General features: G+C 62.4%; 17 protein-coding genes. 7 read left to right on the top strand and 10 right to left on the bottom strand.

Annotated features, from left to right (window positions below; translation table 11 throughout):
- Positions 1 to 3 precede the first annotated feature (3 nt).
- Genes lpdA through KH389_RS08220 form a run of 4 tightly spaced genes read right to left on the bottom strand, consistent with a single transcriptional unit; the run spans position 4 to position 4977 of the window.
- Complete coding sequence (gene lpdA / locus KH389_RS08205) at positions 4 to 1386, bottom strand: dihydrolipoyl dehydrogenase (protein WP_213607205.1); 1383 nt, start codon at positions 1384 to 1386, stop codon at positions 4 to 6.
- A 2-nt stretch (positions 1387 to 1388) separates the two neighbouring features.
- Positions 1389 to 2684 carry a dihydrolipoamide acetyltransferase family protein gene (locus KH389_RS08210; protein WP_088513830.1) on the bottom strand — a complete coding sequence of 432 codons (1296 nt, stop codon included), beginning with the start codon at positions 2682 to 2684 and terminating at the stop codon, positions 1389 to 1391.
- On the bottom strand, positions 2685 to 3743 hold the full coding sequence (locus KH389_RS08215; protein ID WP_043861770.1) for an alpha-ketoacid dehydrogenase subunit beta: 1059 nt from the start codon (positions 3741 to 3743) through the stop codon (positions 2685 to 2687).
- A gap of 1 nt (position 3744) precedes the next feature.
- A complete protein-coding gene (locus KH389_RS08220) occupies positions 3745 to 4977 on the bottom strand; it encodes a 3-methyl-2-oxobutanoate dehydrogenase (2-methylpropanoyl-transferring) subunit alpha (RefSeq protein WP_043861771.1) in 1233 nt (410 codons plus the stop codon).
- A 199-nt stretch (positions 4978 to 5176) separates the two neighbouring features.
- On the opposite strand from KH389_RS08220, the gene bkdR reads away from it, so the two are divergent.
- From bkdR to KH389_RS08235, 3 genes are all read left to right on the top strand, one after another.
- Positions 5177 to 5668: a Bkd operon transcriptional regulator BkdR gene (gene bkdR, locus KH389_RS08225; protein WP_043861772.1), complete on the top strand. Its 492-nt coding sequence runs from the start codon at positions 5177 to 5179 to the stop codon at positions 5666 to 5668.
- A 235-nt stretch (positions 5669 to 5903) separates the two neighbouring features.
- A complete protein-coding gene (locus KH389_RS08230) occupies positions 5904 to 7145 on the top strand; it encodes a glutamine synthetase family protein (RefSeq protein ID WP_177332976.1) in 1242 nt (413 codons plus the stop codon).
- A gap of 173 nt (positions 7146 to 7318) precedes the next feature.
- Positions 7319 to 8659: an MFS transporter gene (locus tag KH389_RS08235; protein WP_123753571.1), complete on the top strand. Its 1341-nt coding sequence runs from the start codon at positions 7319 to 7321 to the stop codon at positions 8657 to 8659.
- Between the two features lie 136 nt (positions 8660 to 8795).
- Here KH389_RS08235 and KH389_RS08240 read toward each other — a convergent pair whose 3' ends face one another.
- From KH389_RS08240 to flgA, 4 genes are all read right to left on the bottom strand, one after another.
- Positions 8796 to 9539: a flagellar brake protein gene (locus tag KH389_RS08240; protein WP_043861775.1), complete on the bottom strand. Its 744-nt coding sequence runs from the start codon at positions 9537 to 9539 to the stop codon at positions 8796 to 8798.
- An 80-nt stretch (positions 9540 to 9619) separates the two neighbouring features.
- Positions 9620 to 10087 (bottom strand): flagella synthesis protein FlgN, encoded by a 468-nt coding sequence (locus KH389_RS08245; protein WP_043861776.1) that lies wholly within the window; start codon positions 10085 to 10087, stop codon positions 9620 to 9622.
- Positions 10088 to 10133: 46 nt separating this feature from the next.
- Positions 10134 to 10445 carry a flagellar biosynthesis anti-sigma factor FlgM gene (gene flgM / locus KH389_RS08250; protein ID WP_043861777.1) on the bottom strand — a complete coding sequence of 104 codons (312 nt, stop codon included), beginning with the start codon at positions 10443 to 10445 and terminating at the stop codon, positions 10134 to 10136.
- 175 nt (positions 10446 to 10620) lie between these two features.
- Positions 10621 to 11373, bottom strand: a complete 753-nt coding sequence (gene flgA / locus KH389_RS08255; protein ID WP_043861778.1) for a flagellar basal body P-ring formation chaperone FlgA — start codon at positions 11371 to 11373, stop codon at positions 10621 to 10623.
- Positions 11374 to 11441: 68 nt separating this feature from the next.
- Between flgA and KH389_RS08260 the strand changes: the two genes are divergently transcribed.
- Positions 11442 to 12371 (top strand): chemotaxis protein CheV, encoded by a 930-nt coding sequence (locus KH389_RS08260; RefSeq protein ID WP_043861779.1) that lies wholly within the window; start codon positions 11442 to 11444, stop codon positions 12369 to 12371.
- Between the two features lie 49 nt (positions 12372 to 12420).
- Positions 12421 to 13248 (top strand): protein-glutamate O-methyltransferase CheR, encoded by an 828-nt coding sequence (gene cheR, locus KH389_RS08265; protein ID WP_043861780.1) that lies wholly within the window; start codon positions 12421 to 12423, stop codon positions 13246 to 13248.
- A 57-nt stretch (positions 13249 to 13305) separates the two neighbouring features.
- On the opposite strand, the gene KH389_RS08270 is transcribed toward cheR, so the two are convergent.
- Both KH389_RS08270 and KH389_RS08275 read right to left on the bottom strand, forming a co-directional pair.
- Entirely contained in the window at positions 13306 to 15900 is a 2595-nt protein-coding gene (locus KH389_RS08270) for an autotransporter family protein (protein ID WP_058542062.1), read from the bottom strand.
- Between the two features lie 139 nt (positions 15901 to 16039).
- Positions 16040 to 16198, bottom strand: a complete 159-nt coding sequence (locus tag KH389_RS08275) for a hypothetical protein (protein WP_156326233.1) — start codon at positions 16196 to 16198, stop codon at positions 16040 to 16042.
- Between the two features lie 59 nt (positions 16199 to 16257).
- On the opposite strand from KH389_RS08275, the gene flgB reads away from it, so the two are divergent.
- Positions 16258 to 16665 (top strand): flagellar basal body rod protein FlgB, encoded by a 408-nt coding sequence (gene flgB, locus KH389_RS08280; protein WP_054915646.1) that lies wholly within the window; start codon positions 16258 to 16260, stop codon positions 16663 to 16665.
- 3 nt (positions 16666 to 16668) lie between these two features.
- The gene (gene flgC, locus KH389_RS08285) at positions 16669 to 17112 is read left to right on the top strand and encodes a flagellar basal body rod protein FlgC (protein ID WP_043861782.1); all 444 of its coding nucleotides are present in this window, start codon (positions 16669 to 16671) and stop codon (positions 17110 to 17112) included.
- The last annotated feature ends 10 nt before the right edge of the window (positions 17113 to 17122 follow it).

A 17122-nucleotide genomic window follows, 5' to 3' on the forward strand; every position in this document is an offset into this window, starting at 1 on the left:
TGGCTACAGGTGCAACGCGTGCCCCAAGGCACGCAATGCAGCCTCCTGCACAGCCTCTCCGAGGGTAGGGTGGGCATGGATGGTTCCGGCCACATCCTCGAGCCGGGCGCCCATCTCCAGTGATTGTGCAAACGCGGTAGACAGTTCCGAAACCCCCACGCCGACAGCCTGCCAGCCCAGGATCAGGTGATTGTCGCGACGCGCCACCACGCGTACGAAGCCGCTTTTGGATTCCAGCGTCATGGCCCTGCCATTGGCCGCGAACGGGAACTGCGCAACGATGCAATCCAGGCCTTGCTGTTGTGCGGCCTCCGGTGTCTTGCCTGCCACCACCACCTCGGGGTCGGTAAAGCACACTGCCGCGATGGCCACCGGATCGAAAACCCGCTGCTTGCCGGCGATGAGTTCGGCCACCATCTCGCCCTGGGCCATGGCGCGGTGGGCCAGCATCGGCTCGCCGCTCAGATCGCCGATTGCCCACACATTGCGCATGCTGGTCTGGCAACGCTCATCGATGGCAATGGCTGAGCCATTCATCTTGAGCTCCAGGGTTTCCAGGTTGAACCCTTGAGTGCGTGGCCGACGTCCTACGGCAACCAGCACCTGATCGGTTTCCAGCGTCAACTGTTCGCCATGTGGGTCCCTGATCTGCAGGCACTGGGTGGCGTTATCGAAGCCTTCGACGCTGTGCTTGAGGTACAGCGTCACGCCCAGTTTCTTCAGCGACTCGGCTACCGGCTGAGTGAGCTCGCTGTCATACGTAGGCAGGATACGCTCGCGCGCTTCCACCACGCTTACCTCGACCCCCAGCTTGCGGTAGGCAATACCCAGTTCCAGGCCGATATAGCCTGCACCCACCACCGTCAGGCGCCTTGGCAGGCGTTGCGGGGCCAGGGCTTCGGTGGACGAGATGATCGCGCCGCCCAGTGGAAGCATGGGCAGCTCCACACTGCTGGAGCCCGTGGCGAGCAGCAGGTGCTCGCATTGAATGCGCTGGCCTTCGGCGTCGACGGTTTTGCCGTCGACGATCCTTGCCCAGCCATGAATCACCGTCACGCCGTGTTTCTTCAGCAAGGCGGCAACGCCGCTGGTCAGGCGGTCGACGATGCCGTCCTTCCAGGCCACGCTCTGGGTAATGTCCAGGCTGGGAGCCTGTACCTTGATGCCCAGGCTGGAGTGCTGGCTGTGCTGACAAGTCTGGTGGAACTGCTCCGCTACATGGATCAGTGCCTTGGATGGAATACAGCCGATGTTCAGGCAGGTGCCGCCCAGTGCCTGGCCTTCGACCAGTACAGTGGGGATGCCCAGTTGACCGGCACGAATCGCCGCGACATAACCGCCGGGGCCGCCCCCAATGATCAGCAGGGTGGTATTGAGAGTCTGCATGGTCACTCCACAAACAGGCTGGCAGGTTGTTCGAGCAGGCCGCGGATGGCCTGGATGAAGAGCGCGGCGTCCATGCCGTCGACCACACGATGGTCGAACGAACTGGACAGGTTCATCATCTTGCGCACCACGATCTGGCCGTTGACCACCATTGGCCGCTCGACGATGCGGTTGACCCCGACAATGGCTACCTCCGGCGTGTTCACCACCGGTGTGCTGACGATGCCGCCCAGTGCGCCGAGGCTGGTGAGCGTAATGGTCGAGCCGGACAGCTCTTCACGGCTGGCCTTGTTGTTGCGGGCGGCGTTGGCTACCCGGGCGATCTCGCTGGCATTGCTCCACAGGCTGCCGGCCTCGGCATGGCGCAGCACCGGTACCATCAGCCCGTTGTCGCCCTGGGTGGCGATACCCACATGCACTGCACCATGGCGGGTAATGAGCTGGGCTTCGTCGTCATAGGTGGCGTTGATCTGCGGGAATTCGCGCGCGGCGATCACCATTGCCCGTACCAGGAAGGGCAGCAGGGTCAGCTTGCCGCGGCTGTCACCATGCTTCTTGTTCAGGTGCACGCGCAGTTCTTCCAGCGCGGTCACGTCGATTTCCTCGACATAGCTGAAGTGCGCGACGCGGCGCTTGGCATCCTGCATGCGCTGCGCGATCTTGCGGCGCAGGCCGATCACAGGCACCTGCTCGCTGTCGTCACGCCTTGCATAGCCACCGGGGCCCGATGCACTGCTGGTACTCGGTTGAACGAGAAAAGCGTCCAGGTCTTCGTGCAGGATGCGCCCGGCAGGGCCACTACCATGTACATAGCGCAGCTCTATGCCCGCATCCAGCGCGCGCTTGCGCACCGCCGGGGAGGCCAGCGGACGCTCGTTGGCCTCACGTGGCACGATCGTCGGTGAACGCTGTGCATTGCCTGAAGGTGCCGCTGCCGGGGTAGACACGACGGCGGGCTGGGGTTGGGCTTCGGGTACGCTGGCCTTCGGTGCGGCAGCTACCGCAGGCGGCGTGGCTGCTGCCGGCTTGCCGGCGCCTTCCTGATAGTTGCCGGCCCCTTCGACCTCGATGCGAATCAGCTCGCTGCCTACGGCCATGACCTCACCGGGCTGGCCGCCCAAGGCCAGCACCTTGCCGGTGACCGGCGAAGGAATTTCCACGGTGGCCTTGTCGGTCATGACGTCGGCGACCACCTGATCTTCGGTGACGGTATCGCCGACCTTTACGAACCATTCCACCAGCTCAACTTGTGCGATGCCTTCGCCGATGTCCGGCATCTTGATGACGTGCGTGCCCATTCAGACCTCCATGACCCGTTTCAATGCCGCACCCACTCGCGATGGGCCGGGGAAGTACGCCCATTCCTGCGCGTGCGGGTAGGGGGTGTCCCAACCGGTGACGCGTTCGATCGGGGCTTCGAGGTGATGGAAGCAGTGCTCCTGTACCAGCGCCACCAGCTCGGCGCCAAAGCCGCAGGTGCGGGTGGCTTCGTGCACGACCACACAGCGGCCGGTCTTCTTCACCGACTCGACGATGGTCTCCAGGTCCAGCGGCCACAGGCTGCGCAGGTCGATGACCTCGGCGTCGATGCCGGTCTCTTCGGCAGCCACCTGGGATACATACACCGTGGTGCCGTAGGTCAGTACCGTCACCGCATTGCCTGGGCGGGTGATGGCAGCCTTGTCCAGTGGCACGGTGTAGTAGCCATCCGGTACGGCGCTGGCGGGGTGTTTGGACCAGGGCGTTACCGGCCGGTCGTGGTGCCCGTCGAAAGGGCCGTTGTACAGGCGCTTGGGCTCCAGGAAGATCACCGGGTCGTCGTTTTCGATCGAGGCGATCAACAGGCCCTTGGCGTCGTAGGGGTTCGAAGGCATCACGGTACGCAGGCCGCAGACCTGGGTGAACATCGCCTCCGGGCTCTGGCTGTGGGTCTGGCCGCCGTAGATGCCGCCACCGCACGGCATGCGCAGGGTCAGCGGGGCCACGAACTCGCCGGCAGAGCGGTAGCGCAGGCGGGCCATCTCCGAGACGATCTGGTCCGAGGCAGGGTAGAAGTAGTCGGCAAACTGGATTTCCACCACAGGGCGCAGGCCATAGGCACCCATGCCCACGGCGGTGCCGACGATACCGCTTTCGGAGATCGGTGCGTCGAACACCCGCGACTTGCCGTACTTGTTCTGCAGCCCTTCGGTGCAGCGGAACACGCCGCCGAAGTAACCGACGTCCTGGCCATAGACGACAACATTGTCATCGCGCTCAAGCATGATATCCATGGCCGAGCGCAGGGCCTGGATCATGGTCATGGTGGTAGTCGCCATGGCGGTTTCCAACTGGATAGTGGTGTTGTGATCGTTCATGTCAGATCCCCAGTTCCTGGCGCTGGCGCCGCAGGTGTTCCGGCATTTCCTTGTACACATCCTCGAAAATGCTCGCCGGGCTGGGCATCTGCCCGCCGGCCAGGGTGCCGTACTGCTCGGCTTCCTTCTGCGCACTGATGATTTCGGCTTCCAGCTCAGCAGTCACCGCCTGATGCTCTTGCTCCGACCAGTGCCCGATGGCCACCAGGTGCTGCTTGAGGCGGGCGATCGGGTCGCCGAGGGGGAAGTGGCTCCAGTCGTCGGCCGGACGGTACTTGGACGGGTCGTCCGACGTGGAGTGCGGCCCGGCGCGGTAGGTCACCCATTCGATCAGGGTCGGGCCCAGGCCGCGGCGGGCACGTTCGGCGGCCCAGCGCGAGGCCGCGTACACCGCGATGAAGTCGTTGCCGTCGACCCGCAGCGAAGCGATGCCACAGCCAACGCCGCGGCCGGCGAAGGTGGTGGATTCACCACCGGCGATGGCCTGGAAGGTGGAGATGGCCCACTGGTTGTTGACCACGTTGAGAATCACCGGGGCCTGGTACACGTGTGCGAAGGTCAGCGCGGTGTGGAAGTCCGACTCGGCCGTAGCACCATCGCCGATCCAGGCCGAAGCGATCTTGGTATCGCCCTTGATGGCCGAGGCCATGGCCCAGCCGACCGCCTGCACGAACTGGGTCGCCAGGTTACCGCTGATGGTGAAGAAGCCGGCTTCGCGCACCGAGTACATGATGGGCAGCTGGCGACCCTTGAGCGGGTCGCGCTCGTTGGACAGCAGCTGGCAGATCATCTCCACCAGCGACACGTCGCGGGCCATCAGGATGCTCTGCTGGCGGTAGGTGGGGAAGCACATGTCGCTGCGGTTCAAGGCCAGTGCCTGGCCGCTGCCGATGGCTTCCTCACCCAGGCTCTGCATGTAGAAGGACATCTTCTTCTGGCGCTGCGCCACGACCATGCGGCTGTCGAACAGCCGGGTCTTGAGCATCGCGCGCATGCCTTGGCGCAGCACTTCGGGGCCGATGTCCTCGGCCCAGGGGCCAAGCGCACGGCCCTGTTCGTCGAGCACGCGGATCAGCCCGTAGGCAAGGTCGGCGGTACCGGCGGGTTCGGCATCGATGGCGGGTTTGCGGACCTGACCGGCGTCATTCAGACGCAGGTAGGAGAAATCGGTCTGGCAGCCTGGCCGGCCTGTAGGCTCGGGCACATGCAGACGCAGGGGGGCGTACTCGTTCATGCTTTTTTACGCTCGCTCTGTCTTGTGTTTTTGTTGAGCTTTGAAGCGGTCGCTACTGAACCCGGCTTGTGACCGGAGAGTCAGTCTTGCCTACATCATATTCCGCTGGCGGAAGAATATTTTTCTCAAGTTCATTGCCTTTGGGCTGGCTTGCGGATAAACATTCTTCAAAAGAACAAGAAGCAGGTGAATTTGTCTCATGCGCAAACTGGATCGTACTGACATCGGCATTCTCAACAGCCTTCAGGACAATGCCCGCATCACCAACGCCGAGCTGGCCCGTTCGGTAAATCTGTCGCCCACCCCCTGTTTCAACCGGGTCAAGGCGCTGGAGGAACTGGGCGTGATTCGCCAGCAGGTGACCTTGCTGTCGCCCGAAGTGCTGGGGCTGGACGTGAACGTATTCATCCACGTCAGCCTGGAAAAACAGGTGGAGCAATCGCTGCACCGCTTCGAAGAGGAAATCGCCGAGCGCCCGGAAGTGATGGAGTGCTACCTGATGACCGGCGATCCGGATTACCTGCTGCGTGTACTGCTGCCGAGCATCCAGGCCCTGGAGCGGTTTCTGGACTACCTCACCCGCTTGCCCGGGGTGGCCAATATTCGCTCCAGCTTCGCCCTCAAGCAGGTGCGCTACAAGACTGCGCTGCCGCTGCCGGCCAACGGTATTACGCTGCCAGGCACAGTGTAGACAGCTTCTACGGGTTGGCTGGCGGCGTTCGCTCAGCGATCGGGCCTACATGGTGCTTGATATTTTTAACACCTCCGGACTATGTTGTTCGGGTCGCCGTTCGCGGCTTGTTAAAAATAACAAGGATCAAGTCATGACGACCAATGGCCAACGTTCTCTCGCCGAGCGATTGACGGGCATTGATGAAATCGAATGCGTCACCCCCGACCTCAATGGCGTGCCTCGCGGCAAGGTGATGACCGCCGAGGGGTTCCTGGAAGGGCGGCGCCTGCAGATGGCACGCGGCGTGCTGCTGCAGTGCATCATGGGCGGATACCCTGCGGCACGCTTTTACGGCAGCGACGATGGCGACCTTGCCCTGGCGGCCGACCCCCTGCATATCTACCGCCTGCCCTGGAGCGACGAACCAAGGGCACTGGCGATCTGCGATGCCAATGAGCTCGATGGACAGAGCTCGGGCTTGTCCACCCGCGGCCAGCTCAAGGCGGTGATCGAGCGGTATCGCACGCATGGCCTGGCGCCAGTGGTGGCCACCGAGCTCGAGTTCTTCGTGTTCGCTCCCAATCCCGACCCGAGCCAGCCGTTCCTGCCGCCCACCGGGCTGGACGGTCGGCGCGAGGACGGCCATTCGGCGTTCAGCGTCAGTTCCAACAATGGCCTGCGCCCGTTCTTCAGCGAGGTCTACCGTTGCATGGAGGCCCTGGGCCTGCCGCGCGACACCTTCATGCACGAGATGGGCGTCAGCCAGTTCGAGATCAACCTGCTGCACGGTGACCCGCTGCTGCTTGCCGACCAGACCTTCCTGTTCAAGCACCTGCTCAAGGAGGTTGCGCTCAAGCATGGCCTGAATGTGGTGTGCATGGCCAAGCCGCTGGCCAGAACTCCAGGCAGTTCGATGCACATTCACCAGAGCGTGGTCGAGATCGACAACGGCCGCAACGTGTTCAGCGACGCCCAGGGGCAGCCCACGCCCGCCTTCTATCACTTCATCGGCGGCCAGCAGGCGTGCATGGCCGACTTCACCGCGTTGTTCGCGCCCAACGTCAATTCCTATCAGCGCCTGTGTCACCCCTATGCCTCGCCCAACAATGCCTGTTGGTCTGAAGACAACCGCGCTGCGGGCCTGCGTATTCCTGCCAGCGCACCGGTAGCGCGCAGGGTCGAGAACCGCCTGCCCGGGGCCGATACCAACCCCTACCTGGCCATCGCCGCCAGCCTGGCGGCCGGCTTGTACGGCATCGAACAGCAACTGGAGCCGGCGCCAGCGATCCAGGGCGAATTCGAGGTGCCCGACAACCTGTCACTGCCCTGCACGCTGCACGCGGCACTGGAGCGTCTCAAGCGCAGCCAGTTGGCGAGGGAACTGTTCGGGACTGAGTTCATCGAAGGTTACATCGCGTCCAAGACCCTGGAACTGACCAGCTTCTTCGACGAGATCACCCCGTGGGAACGGCGCGTGCTGGCGGCACAGGCGTAACTGCGGGGCGGCAATGCCGCCTGGCGCCAGGGTAAGCAGAGGCAGGTGGCAGCCATGATCGAGATCATGGTTTGTCACCTGTTTTTTTATGCCCGGCCCGCCGCGTCGGTGTTTTTTTCACTTATGCTTTCAAGCAGTTTTTTCACCTGCTCAAGGGGCCCTCAGGGACGTCGATGCGAAGTATCTGGAAGTCTTTTCGCGCGCTGTATTTCGCCGCATTGATGATGTTGATCGGTTCCGGCCTGTTGAGCACCTACCTGGCCCTGCGCCTGGCGGCCGATCAGGTCGACAGCCTGTGGGTCGGTGCGCTGATGGCGGCCAACTATTTCGGCCTGGCGCTGGGGGGCAAGATCGGGCACCGGCTGATCGCCAGAGTGGGGCATATCCGCGCCTACGCTACGTGTGCCGGCATCGTCGGCGCAGCGGTGCTTGGTCATGGTCTGGTCAGCTGGTTGCCGGCCTGGCTGCTGCTGCGGGTGATCGTCGGCCTGGGCATGATGTGCCAGTACATGGTGATCGAGAGCTGGCTCAACGAACAGGCCGACGCCAAGCAGCGTGGGGCGGTGTTCAGCGGTTACATGATCGCCTCCTATCTGGGCCTGGTACTGGGCCAGCTGATTCTGGTGGTTCACCCGCAGCTGGGCCTGGAGCTGCTGATGCTGGTGGCCATGTGCTTTGCGCTATGCCTGGTTCCGGTGGCCCTGACCCGGCGCATCCACCCCGCACCGCTGCGTCCGGCCCCCATGGAGCCGCGGTTCTTCATCAAGCGCGTCCCCCAGTCGCTGAGTACGGTACTCGGGGCGGGGCTGATCGTGGGGTCGTTCTATGGTCTGGCGCCTCTGTACGCCTCCAAGCAGGGGCTCAGTACAGAACAGGTCGGTGTGTTCATGGGCTGCTGCATCTTTGCCGGCCTGCTGGTGCAGTGGCCATTGGGCTGGTTGTCGGACCGTTACGACCGGGCCGTGCTAATTCGCAGTGTGGCGGTGGGGCTGGCCGTCACCTCCCTGCCATTGGCGCTGCTGCCGAGCGTGCCGCTCGAGGTGCTGTTCATCACCGGTTTTGCGGTCTCGCTGCTGCAGTTCTGCCTCTACCCGCTGGCGGTGGCGTTTTCCAACGACCACGTTGAAAGCGAGCGACGGGTCTCGCTCACCGCGATGCTGCTGGTGACCTATGGCGTGGGGGCGAGCATCGGGCCGCTGGTGGCCGGTGTGCTGATGAAGACCCTGGGCGACCAGATGCTGTACGCGTTCTTCTGTTTCTTCGCGCTGGTGCTGGTGTGGCGCATCCGTCCCAAAGCGGTTACCAACCTGCATCAGGTCGAGGATGCGCCATTGCTTCACGTAGCGATGCCGGCGGCAGGTTCACCGCTGTCTGCGGCGCTCGACCCGCGGGTTGATGAGCAGGTGGTGCAGGATCAGATGCAGGCACCGGTAGGTGCCGAAGATACCGAGGAGGAGGGCTCGCCCGGGGAGGCTGAGGGCGTCGAACCTGTCAAGCCTGCGCCAGAAGTGTGAGTGGCGTGGGGGCAGATAGTGGCGAAGGGCTGCGTCTGAGTTCCGCTGGCAGGCGGGGCGCCAGGCGCCCCTTTGCGGATGAATCCGTTGCCGCTGAATGGGTAGCTACCCTTGGAAATGTGAAGCGTGATGTCTATCAGTAATCGTCTTTGTCGAAGCGTCGCGCTTCACGTTGCAGCTGGTACACAAAACTTTCGATCTTGCGCGCCATCTGTCCTGTCACGTTATGAAAGCGAATGCCGGCGAAGGTGGCGTTCAAGCGCTCTTCATAGTGCAGGTGGCGCAGCTCGACCATTACCTGAGAAAGCCCCAGCGGCAGGCCGGTAGCAAACTTCTCGTAGACCTGGCCCAACTGCAACCGCTCCTCGATATCGCCCTCGAAGCGAAGCTTGCAGCCAGTAGCCGAAATATCCAGCAGCTTGCCCTTGAGCGGGTGCTCGCCACGCAGTTTCTCGCCGTCGAAAATCACGTCGACCAGTTGCGACAGCTTCAGTGCCGCGCGAAACGCATTGCGACGCTGGTGATAGGTAACTTCTGTGGGCAGGCTGCCGCGGTAGCAGCGTGAGCCGTCAGAGGTGCTGATGCTCAGCGGGGTAGTGCAGTCCCAGGCAATGCGCACGCCGTCATGGAAGCCTTCGATACGGAATGGTTCGCCATTTTCGAGGAAGCGTTCGCCATCGCGCGGGATCATTTCGTCCAGGGCCATGCTGTTGCTGTCCCGGTCTACCTCCACCACATAACTCTGGAAGCGCTGGCTGCGTTCGGGGAACGTGATGATCAGTGGGTCATGGCTCTCTAGCAACATCCGCAAATGAGCGGCAATTTCCAAAGGCGTAGTCAGCACCTTCGGAGGCTGAGGAGCTTCTTCGTCATTGAACACGGTTGATGAATCTCCAGGCAAAAACGACACAGGCAATTGCTGGCATTCTGCCAGCATGAATCGTGCCTTGATAGAGGGGGTCACGCCTGGCTGAGTGCACGAGGCTTTGAAAGCGGCGATGTAGTGCCACGGGCATCGTAGAGCGACGGTGATTCGCCACCCATGAGGATCTTGATCTGGTTTTCGGTGGTGTACTGCTGAAGCTGGATCGCCTGGCCGTTGCGTGCGTTGACCGCCTGGCAATCATTCATCAGCGCAGCCAGCACATCGAGCTGCTCGATGAGCAGGGAGCCCAGGTCCGATTGCTCGGCCATGGCCACTACACCTTCGCGGCTTTGCGGCAGGCCCAGGTTCGCAAGCAGCGCACTACGTCGTTGTCCGCCTTGATCGAGCAGCACCACCAGCGATTGCTTGCGGGCCAGAATATTTTCCAGCAAGGGCATGTCGCGGCCATGCAGGGCCACGGCTTCAGCCTGCAACAACTCGAGCAGTTGTTGCGCTGGAGCAATATCATCTTCGATCAGTTGCAGCAGAGTAGTGTCGTGCATTGGCTGGCTCTTGGTTCTAGCGTCCTGAAGTCAGCGCGCCAGAGGGCTAGCGCTGGGCTTCGAAATTAAGCAGTTTGCTGGCGACGCGCTGGGCGTCCACCTGGTAGCTGCCGTCGGCGATGGCCTGTTTCAACTCGGCCACGCGGGCGCTGTTGACAACCGGTTGATCGCGCAGCTTGTCGCTGACCTGTTGCAACTGCTGGGCCTCGTGGCTCAGGTGTACGGCTTCTCCGCTCTGGCCAGCCTCGGTAGCGCTGGTGGCGGTGCGAGCAGTGGCCGTGCTTTCCTGGCTGTTGCCAGTGCGCACGGCGCCCGTCACGGACGGGGAATTATTCAAACGACTGAAGTCGATGACCATGATCAGAAAACCTCTGGGTGTTTGGACGCTTGCCTTGTTTTCGGCCAACCCGAAAGAAACTTTAGACGCAAATGCAGTGCAGCTTGCGCGGCCAGCCCATCAACCCGGTTCGACACAGTTTAGGAAAAGCGGTTCCTGATCGCCAGCCTTGTTTGTTCTGGCGTCGTGACCCGCTTCACATCGCGACTTCCACCTGCCCTGGTCCAGTGACCCGTGCCTTCACCACCCGTTTGGAGTTCAGATTGCGTACCCGTATCTGTTCACTGATGCCGCCCTTGCTCAAGGCTTCTCCCGGCATGCGCACGCTCAGCGTGCCGCTGCGGGCGATGATGACCACATGATCGCCCTTGCGGACCACTTCGGCCTGCTCCAGATGCAGCGGCGTGAGCACCTGATCGATGACCGTCGGTCGGATGACCTTCAGGCCCACGGCCTGCTCCAGGCTGGTCAGGTAGCCCTGGTTGAGCATGCCCACGTCCCGCTCGCGCAGGCTCACGTCCTGTTCGCCGACCACGCTGTCGCGCTTGAGCGGACGCGCCACGGTCACCACATTGCGAAACAGCCGCACCTGGGCCGGCACGAACACCGTCCACGGGGAGCTGCCATCGCAGCGTACGCGCACGGTCACCCTGCCCAGCGGTTGCGCCGGGCTTTCCAGGGTGGCGCCCAGTTGCTGGTCGCACAGTGGCATGCGCAGGCGCGGGTCGAGGCTGTTGACCTGGATCTCGAAGCGCCCTTCGGTCTGGCTGGTCGCCAGGTAATCCTCGACCGTGAATTCAAGAAACCCCTGAGTGACACCGATAAGCTGTTCAGGCAAGGTGAAAGCGTCAGCCAGAGTTCGAACGCCGGGGGCCAGCAGGCACAGCGCAGCAAGGATGCCGGGCAAGGGGCGGGTCAGGCGTCGGAAAAATGTCGTTTTCGTGTTCATACAGTTAAAAAAGCAAGGCGCGTGCCGACTGCGGTACGACGCTCGAGCATTTGGTCGAGGAGTCTGGCATGGCTGGTGTAATGGATTCGGTTAACCAGCGCACACAACTGGTAGGGCAGAACCGTCTCGAACTGCTGTTGTTCCGCCTCAATGGCGAGCAGCTGTACGGGATCAACGTGTTCAAGGTGCGGGAGGTGCTGCAATGCCCGAACCTGACCGTGATGCCCAAGTCCAACCCGGTGGTGCGCGGTGTGGCGAATATTCGTGGGGCAACCATCCCGATCCTGGATCTGGCGATGGCGACCGGCATGCCCGGTCTGAGTGAAGATGTCAGCAAGAGCTTCGTGATCATCACCGAGTACAACACCAAGACCCAGGGGTTTCTGGTGCACTCGGTCGAACGCATCGTCAACATGAACTGGGAGGAGATCCATCCGCCACCCAAGGGCACCGGTCGTGACCATTACCTGACGGCCGTGACCCGGGTGGACGGCAAGATGGTCGAGATCATCGACGTGGAGAAGATCCTCGCCGAGGTCTCGCCGACCTCCGAGGCGATCTCCCTGGGTGTGGTCGACGAAGAAGTGCAGGTCAAGGCCGTGTCGCTGCGCGTGCTCACCGTGGATGACTCCTCGGTGGCACGCAAGCAGGTCAGCCGTTGCCTGCAGACGGTGGGGGTCGAGGTGGTTGCGCTCAACGACGGCCGGCAGGCGCTGGATTACCTGCGCAAGATGGTCGATGAGGGCAAGCATCCGGAAGAGGAATTCCTGATGATGATTTCCGACATCGAGATGCCGGAAATGGACGGCTATACCCTGACTGCAGAAATCCGCAACGACCCGCGCATGCAAAAGTTGCACATCATCCTGCATACTTCGCTTTCCGGCGTCTTCAACCAGGCCATGGTCAAGAAGGTGGGCGCGGATGATTTTCTCGCCAAGTTCCGGCCGGATGACCTGGCGCAACGCGTGGTCGACCGGATCAAGGCCACCCACTAACGGCCAGGGCTCGTCCCTGGCGTTACACATGATTTAAGAGGCGGCATCATTGTCTACGGGTAATTTGGATTTCGAACAATTCCGGGTCTTCCTGGAAAAAGCCTGTGGCATCCTGCTGGGCGAAAACAAGCAGTATCTGGTCTCCAGCCGTCTCAACAAGCTGATGGAACAGCAGGGCATCAAATCGTTGAGCGAGCTGGTGCAGCGGATCCAGACCCAGCCGCGCAGTGGCTTGCGCGAGCAGGTGGTCGATGCGATGACCACCAACGAAACCCTGTGGTTTCGCGACAACTATCCGTTCGAGGTGCTCAAGAACAAGGTCTTGCCCGAGCAGATAAAGGCCAACCCTGGCCAGCGCCTGCGCATCTGGTCGGCGGCCTGTTCGTCGGGGCAGGAGCCGTACTCGATCTCCATGGCCATCGATGAGTTCGAGCGCAGCAACATCGGGCAATTGAAGATGGGGGCGCAGATCGTCGCCACCGACCTGTCCGGCTCGATGCTGGCCAACTGCAAGACCGGTGAGTACGACAGCCTGGCCATTGCCCGTGGCTTGTCCCAGGAGCGCCTGCAACGCTATTTCGACCCCAAGGGGCCGGGGCGCTGGGCAGTCAAGGCCCCGATCCGCAGCCGCGTCGAGTTTCGTTCGTTCAACCTGCTCGACAGCTACGCGAGCCTGGGCAAGTTCGACATCGTGTTCTGCCGCAACGTGCTGATCTACTTCTCCGCCCAGGTGAAGAAGGACATCCTGCTGCGCATTCACGGCACGCTCAAGCCCGGCGGTTACCTGTTCCTGGGGGCGTCCGAGGCGCTCAACGGGCTGCCCGACCATTACCAGATGGTGCAGTGCAGCCCGGGGATCATCTACCAGGCCAAGTGAAACGAAAAGGCCGGTGTCTCGCGACACCGGCCTTTTTCATGCAGCTGCTGTCATCGATCAGAAGTCGTAACGCACCTTGGCCGAGAACACATCGGCGTCAAAGCCCGATTTGCCGATGTAGTCGTAGTTCACGCCCAGGGTCACCGCGCCCAGCTTGTAGTCGGCGCCTACGCCGGCTTCGTAGCTGTTGCGCACGGCCTTGGCGCCGCTGGTGACGAACGGGGTGCTACCCAGCAGGAAGGTCGAGGTGCTCTTGGCTTCGTCCGCCGCGAAGTCATGGTATGCCATCAGGCGAGCCTGTGGCTGCAGGGTGCCGGCGCCCAGCGGATACTCGCCGGCAACGCGCAGGCCTGCGCCCAGCTCGATGGCCTCGTAGCGCTGGTCTTCGACCTTCAGTGCAGCCGACGAACCCTTCTCGCGGTAACCGTCGATGTTCACCAGGCTGTAGCGCGCGGCAATGCGCGGCTCGACCAGCATCTGCGGGTTGATGTGATAGGTGTAGCCACCCACCACGTTCAGGCCCAGCAGGTCGCTGTCGTAATCGGCCTTGGCCGAGGTGCCGGCAATCTTGCGTTTGCTGTCGTTGTCGTTCAAGCCATAGCTCAGGCTGGCATCGACGAAGTAGTTGCCCTGCTCGAAGCCGCCGTACAGCGTGAAGGCGTGGCTGTCCACCTTGGTCTGGTTGCCGCTTTTGCCGTTGACGTCGGTGTTGATGAAGCTGTACGCCAGGCCCAGGGTCAGGTTGTCGTTGAGCTTGCCGTCGGCACCCACCGCGATGCCGCGGCTGTAGGCGTTGTAGCCGGCCACGCCGTCGCGCAGGTCCTGGCTGGCATCGCTGTAGAGGGTCTGCACCCACACGCCGGTGTCCTTGAACGCTTCGCCCGAGGAGGCGCCACGCAGGCTGCTGGTACGGCTGCCGGTGACATTGCTCACCAGGTTCTGGCTGGTGGTGGCTGCCTGGGTGGCGCCGCCGTTGACTTCAGGTGTCAGTTGCTCGGCCAGCTTGGCCAGCTGGGCCTCGTCGGCATTGGCGAAGGCTTGCAGCAGCGGGTCGTTGGCGCTCAGTTTGCTCAGGATGCTGTCGCGGTTCAGGCTGCCCAGGGCCAGTTGGCTGTTGGCCGAGGCACCCTGGCCGACCAGGATGTCGGTGACTTCTTCGGCGCCCTTGCCGGTGACGGTAGCCACCAGCTTGTTGTCCTGCAGGCTGTAGCTGTCGATCTTGAGCAGGGCCGAGCTGCTCACCAGGTTCAGCTTGCCGTTGGCGTCGACATTGTCTGAAGCGTCCAGCAGATCGATGCGCCCGGCCTGGAACAGGTTGTACGTGCTGCCCTGGGCGCTGAAGTCGCTGCCCTGTGCGGCCAGGCGAATCTGTGCGCCCTTGCCGAACTCGGCAGTACCGCTGACGGCCACCACGGCGGTATCGGCACGGGTGGCGCTGCTCAGGTTCAAGTCCAGCGACGAGTTGCCGGCCACGTACAGGTTGCCGTCGATGGTGGTGTGCGGCTGCACGAAGTTCAGGTGCGCTGGCGCATTGCGGCTGACGCTGCCCACGTCCATCCAGCCGCCCTGGCGCAGACGGATGTTGGCACCGTCGCTGCTGCTGTCGGTGCCGCTGAAGTCCACCTTGCCGTACACCTCGACGGTGGTCAGGTCGATCAGGTTGCCGGTGATCTTGCTGCCGTCCAGCAAGGTCAGGTACACGCTGCGCTCGGTTTCGGAGGCATCGACCGCTTCGTCTTCGGAGATCAGCGTGCCGCTGTTGACGATTTCCAGCCCTGCATAGCTGTTGTACAGCCGGTTGTCATCGTAGGCATCGATGTCGAAGTTGCCGATCACGATGGCCGCATCGGTCGCCTTGATGGTGCCGGTGTTGACGATCTGGCGCTCGGCGGTGGTGAAGCTGGCGCCGTCCACACGGATACCTTCGGCGTCATCGCCGGTGGCGATGATGGTGCCGTTGTTGACGATGCCGGCCAGGTCGACCATGTCAACATTCTGCCCGTTGAAGCTGGTAGTGGCGTCGATGGCGGTAGCGCCGTTACCGGTAACCTGGATCAGGCCGTTGTTGATCAGCTTGCCGTCGATACGGCCGCCTTCCAGGTTGATGCCCTTGGCGCTGGTGCCCTTGGCGATGATGCGGCCAGTGGTGTCATTGAGCAGGTCGCCCTTGATCGTGCCGGTGAAGTCCAGTGCACGGGCCACGTCCATTTCGCTGCCGTCGAGCAGCGGTTCGCCGGTAGCGCTGAGCAGGCCCTGGTTGATGACGCTGCCATTGATGGTGGCCGGGTCGATCATCAGGGCATTGGAGCCGCCGCCCACGGCGCTGATGCTGCCCTTGTTGATCAGGTTGCCGTCGATCTGGTTGCTGGCCCAGCTGCTGCCGTCTTCCCAGGCGTCCAGGTCGATGCCGCCGGCAAAGTCGCCGCTGCTGTTGATCGTGGTGTTGAGAATCAGGTCGCCCTTGACGTGGTTGCCGTTGAATTCGATCGCGTCTTCGGCGGCACTGCCGGTGTAGGCGCCAGTGAATTCGAGGTTGCCTTCGTAGGTCTTGTGCTCGCTGATGAAGCCGGCATCGGTCAACTCGATGGTTTGGGCGCCGACAGGCAGGGCGGTGGCAGTGATTGCCAGGGCGAGCAGGGTCTTGCGAAACATCACAGGAGTCACGGTTTATTCCTTAAACACAGCGTATTGAATTCGGCGCTTGCCTGCGTGGCGTGACGGCTGTGCGGTGATAGCCAGATGCCACGTAGCGGAGCGGGACGGATCTTAGATGAGAGATGGCGAATTGACATTAAAATTTGACGCCAAAAGGGCGCAGGGTGGGGTTGCCGCTGCCAGGCAATTGCCGCTTTGCCGGTGTCTGGCGGAAATCCGTTGCCGCTTTTCTGGCATTGCCATCGCTGGCAAGCGCGGCAAAGCCCCGGCTTTGCTGGGTTTTGTGTTTTGGCACGGGACTTGCTCTATCACCGGCAACGAACCCTACGGTCAACCTTCAAAGGTTTCCCCGACATGAGCATCAGTTTCGACAAAGCGCTTGGCATTCACGAAAAGGCACTGGGCTTTCGCGCCCAGCGTGCCGAAGTGCTGGCCAACAACATCGCCAACGCCGACACGCCCAACTACAAGGCGCGCGACATGGACTTCTCGTCCGTGCTGGCGGCCGAGACCGACAAGGTCAAGAACGGCCATTTCTCCCTCGAGCGCACCAACACCCGGCACATCGAGGCCCAAGGCCTGGCGATGGGTGACGAAACCCTGCAGTACCGCACGCCCATGCAGCCCTCGATCGACCAGAACACCGTTGACGCGCAGCTCGAGCAATCCAGCTATGCCGAGAACGCCGTGGGTTTCCAGGCCAGCTTCACGCTGCTCAACAGTAAATTCAAAGGGCTGGTGTCAGCCCTGCGCGGAGAGTAAGTCATGTCCCTTGCCAGCGTTTTCAACATTGCCGGTAGCGGCATGAGCGCGCAGACCACGCGCCTGAACACCGTTGCCTCCAACATCGCCAACGCCGAGACCGTTTCCTCGAGCATCGACCAGACCTACCGTGCCCGCCACCCGGTGTTCGCTACCACGTTCCAGCAGGCCCAGAATGGCGTCAGCCAGTCGCTGTTCCAGGACCAGGGCGAAGCCGGGCAGGGCGTTCAGGTACTGGGTGTGGTCGAAGACCAGAGCAACCTCGAGGCACGCTATCAGCCCAACCATCCGGCGGCGAACAAGGACGGCTACGTCTACTACCCGAACGTCAACGTGGTCGAGGAAATGGCTGACATGATCTCCGCCAGCCGCTCGTTCCAGACCAACGCCGAACTGATGAACACGGCCAAAACCATGATGCAGAAGGTCCTGACCCTGGGTCAGTGATAAGGGGCGT

The sequence above is a fragment of the Pseudomonas qingdaonensis genome (genome assembly GCF_018398475.1).
Classification (GTDB): Bacteria; Pseudomonadota; Gammaproteobacteria; order Pseudomonadales; family Pseudomonadaceae; genus Aquipseudomonas; species Aquipseudomonas palmensis.

Coding starts and splice junctions, on each gene's coding strand:
- lpdA (WP_213607205.1), bottom strand. CDS start 1,386: ATGCAGACTCTCAATACCACCCTGCTGATCATTGGGGGCGGCCCCGGC.
- KH389_RS08210 (WP_088513830.1), bottom strand. CDS start 2,684: ATGGGCACGCACGTCATCAAGATGCCGGACATCGGCGAAGGCATCGCA.
- KH389_RS08215 (WP_043861770.1), bottom strand. CDS start 3,743: ATGAACGATCACAACACCACTATCCAGTTGGAAACCGCCATGGCGACT.
- KH389_RS08220 (WP_043861771.1), bottom strand. CDS start 4,977: ATGAACGAGTACGCCCCCCTGCGTCTGCATGTGCCCGAGCCTACAGGC.
- bkdR (WP_043861772.1), top strand. CDS start 5,177: ATGCGCAAACTGGATCGTACTGACATCGGCATTCTCAACAGCCTTCAG.
- KH389_RS08230 (WP_177332976.1), top strand. CDS start 5,904: ATGACCGCCGAGGGGTTCCTGGAAGGGCGGCGCCTGCAGATGGCACGC.
- KH389_RS08235 (WP_123753571.1), top strand. CDS start 7,319: ATGCGAAGTATCTGGAAGTCTTTTCGCGCGCTGTATTTCGCCGCATTG.
- KH389_RS08245 (WP_043861776.1), bottom strand. CDS start 10,087: ATGCACGACACTACTCTGCTGCAACTGATCGAAGATGATATTGCTCCA.
- flgM (WP_043861777.1), bottom strand. CDS start 10,445: ATGGTCATCGACTTCAGTCGTTTGAATAATTCCCCGTCCGTGACGGGC.
- flgA (WP_043861778.1), bottom strand. CDS start 11,373: ATGAACACGAAAACGACATTTTTCCGACGCCTGACCCGCCCCTTGCCC.
- KH389_RS08260 (WP_043861779.1), top strand. CDS start 11,442: ATGGCTGGTGTAATGGATTCGGTTAACCAGCGCACACAACTGGTAGGG.
- KH389_RS08270 (WP_058542062.1), bottom strand. CDS start 15,900: ATGTTTCGCAAGACCCTGCTCGCCCTGGCAATCACTGCCACCGCCCTG.
- flgB (WP_054915646.1), top strand. CDS start 16,258: ATGAGCATCAGTTTCGACAAAGCGCTTGGCATTCACGAAAAGGCACTG.
- flgC (WP_043861782.1), top strand. CDS start 16,669: ATGTCCCTTGCCAGCGTTTTCAACATTGCCGGTAGCGGCATGAGCGCG.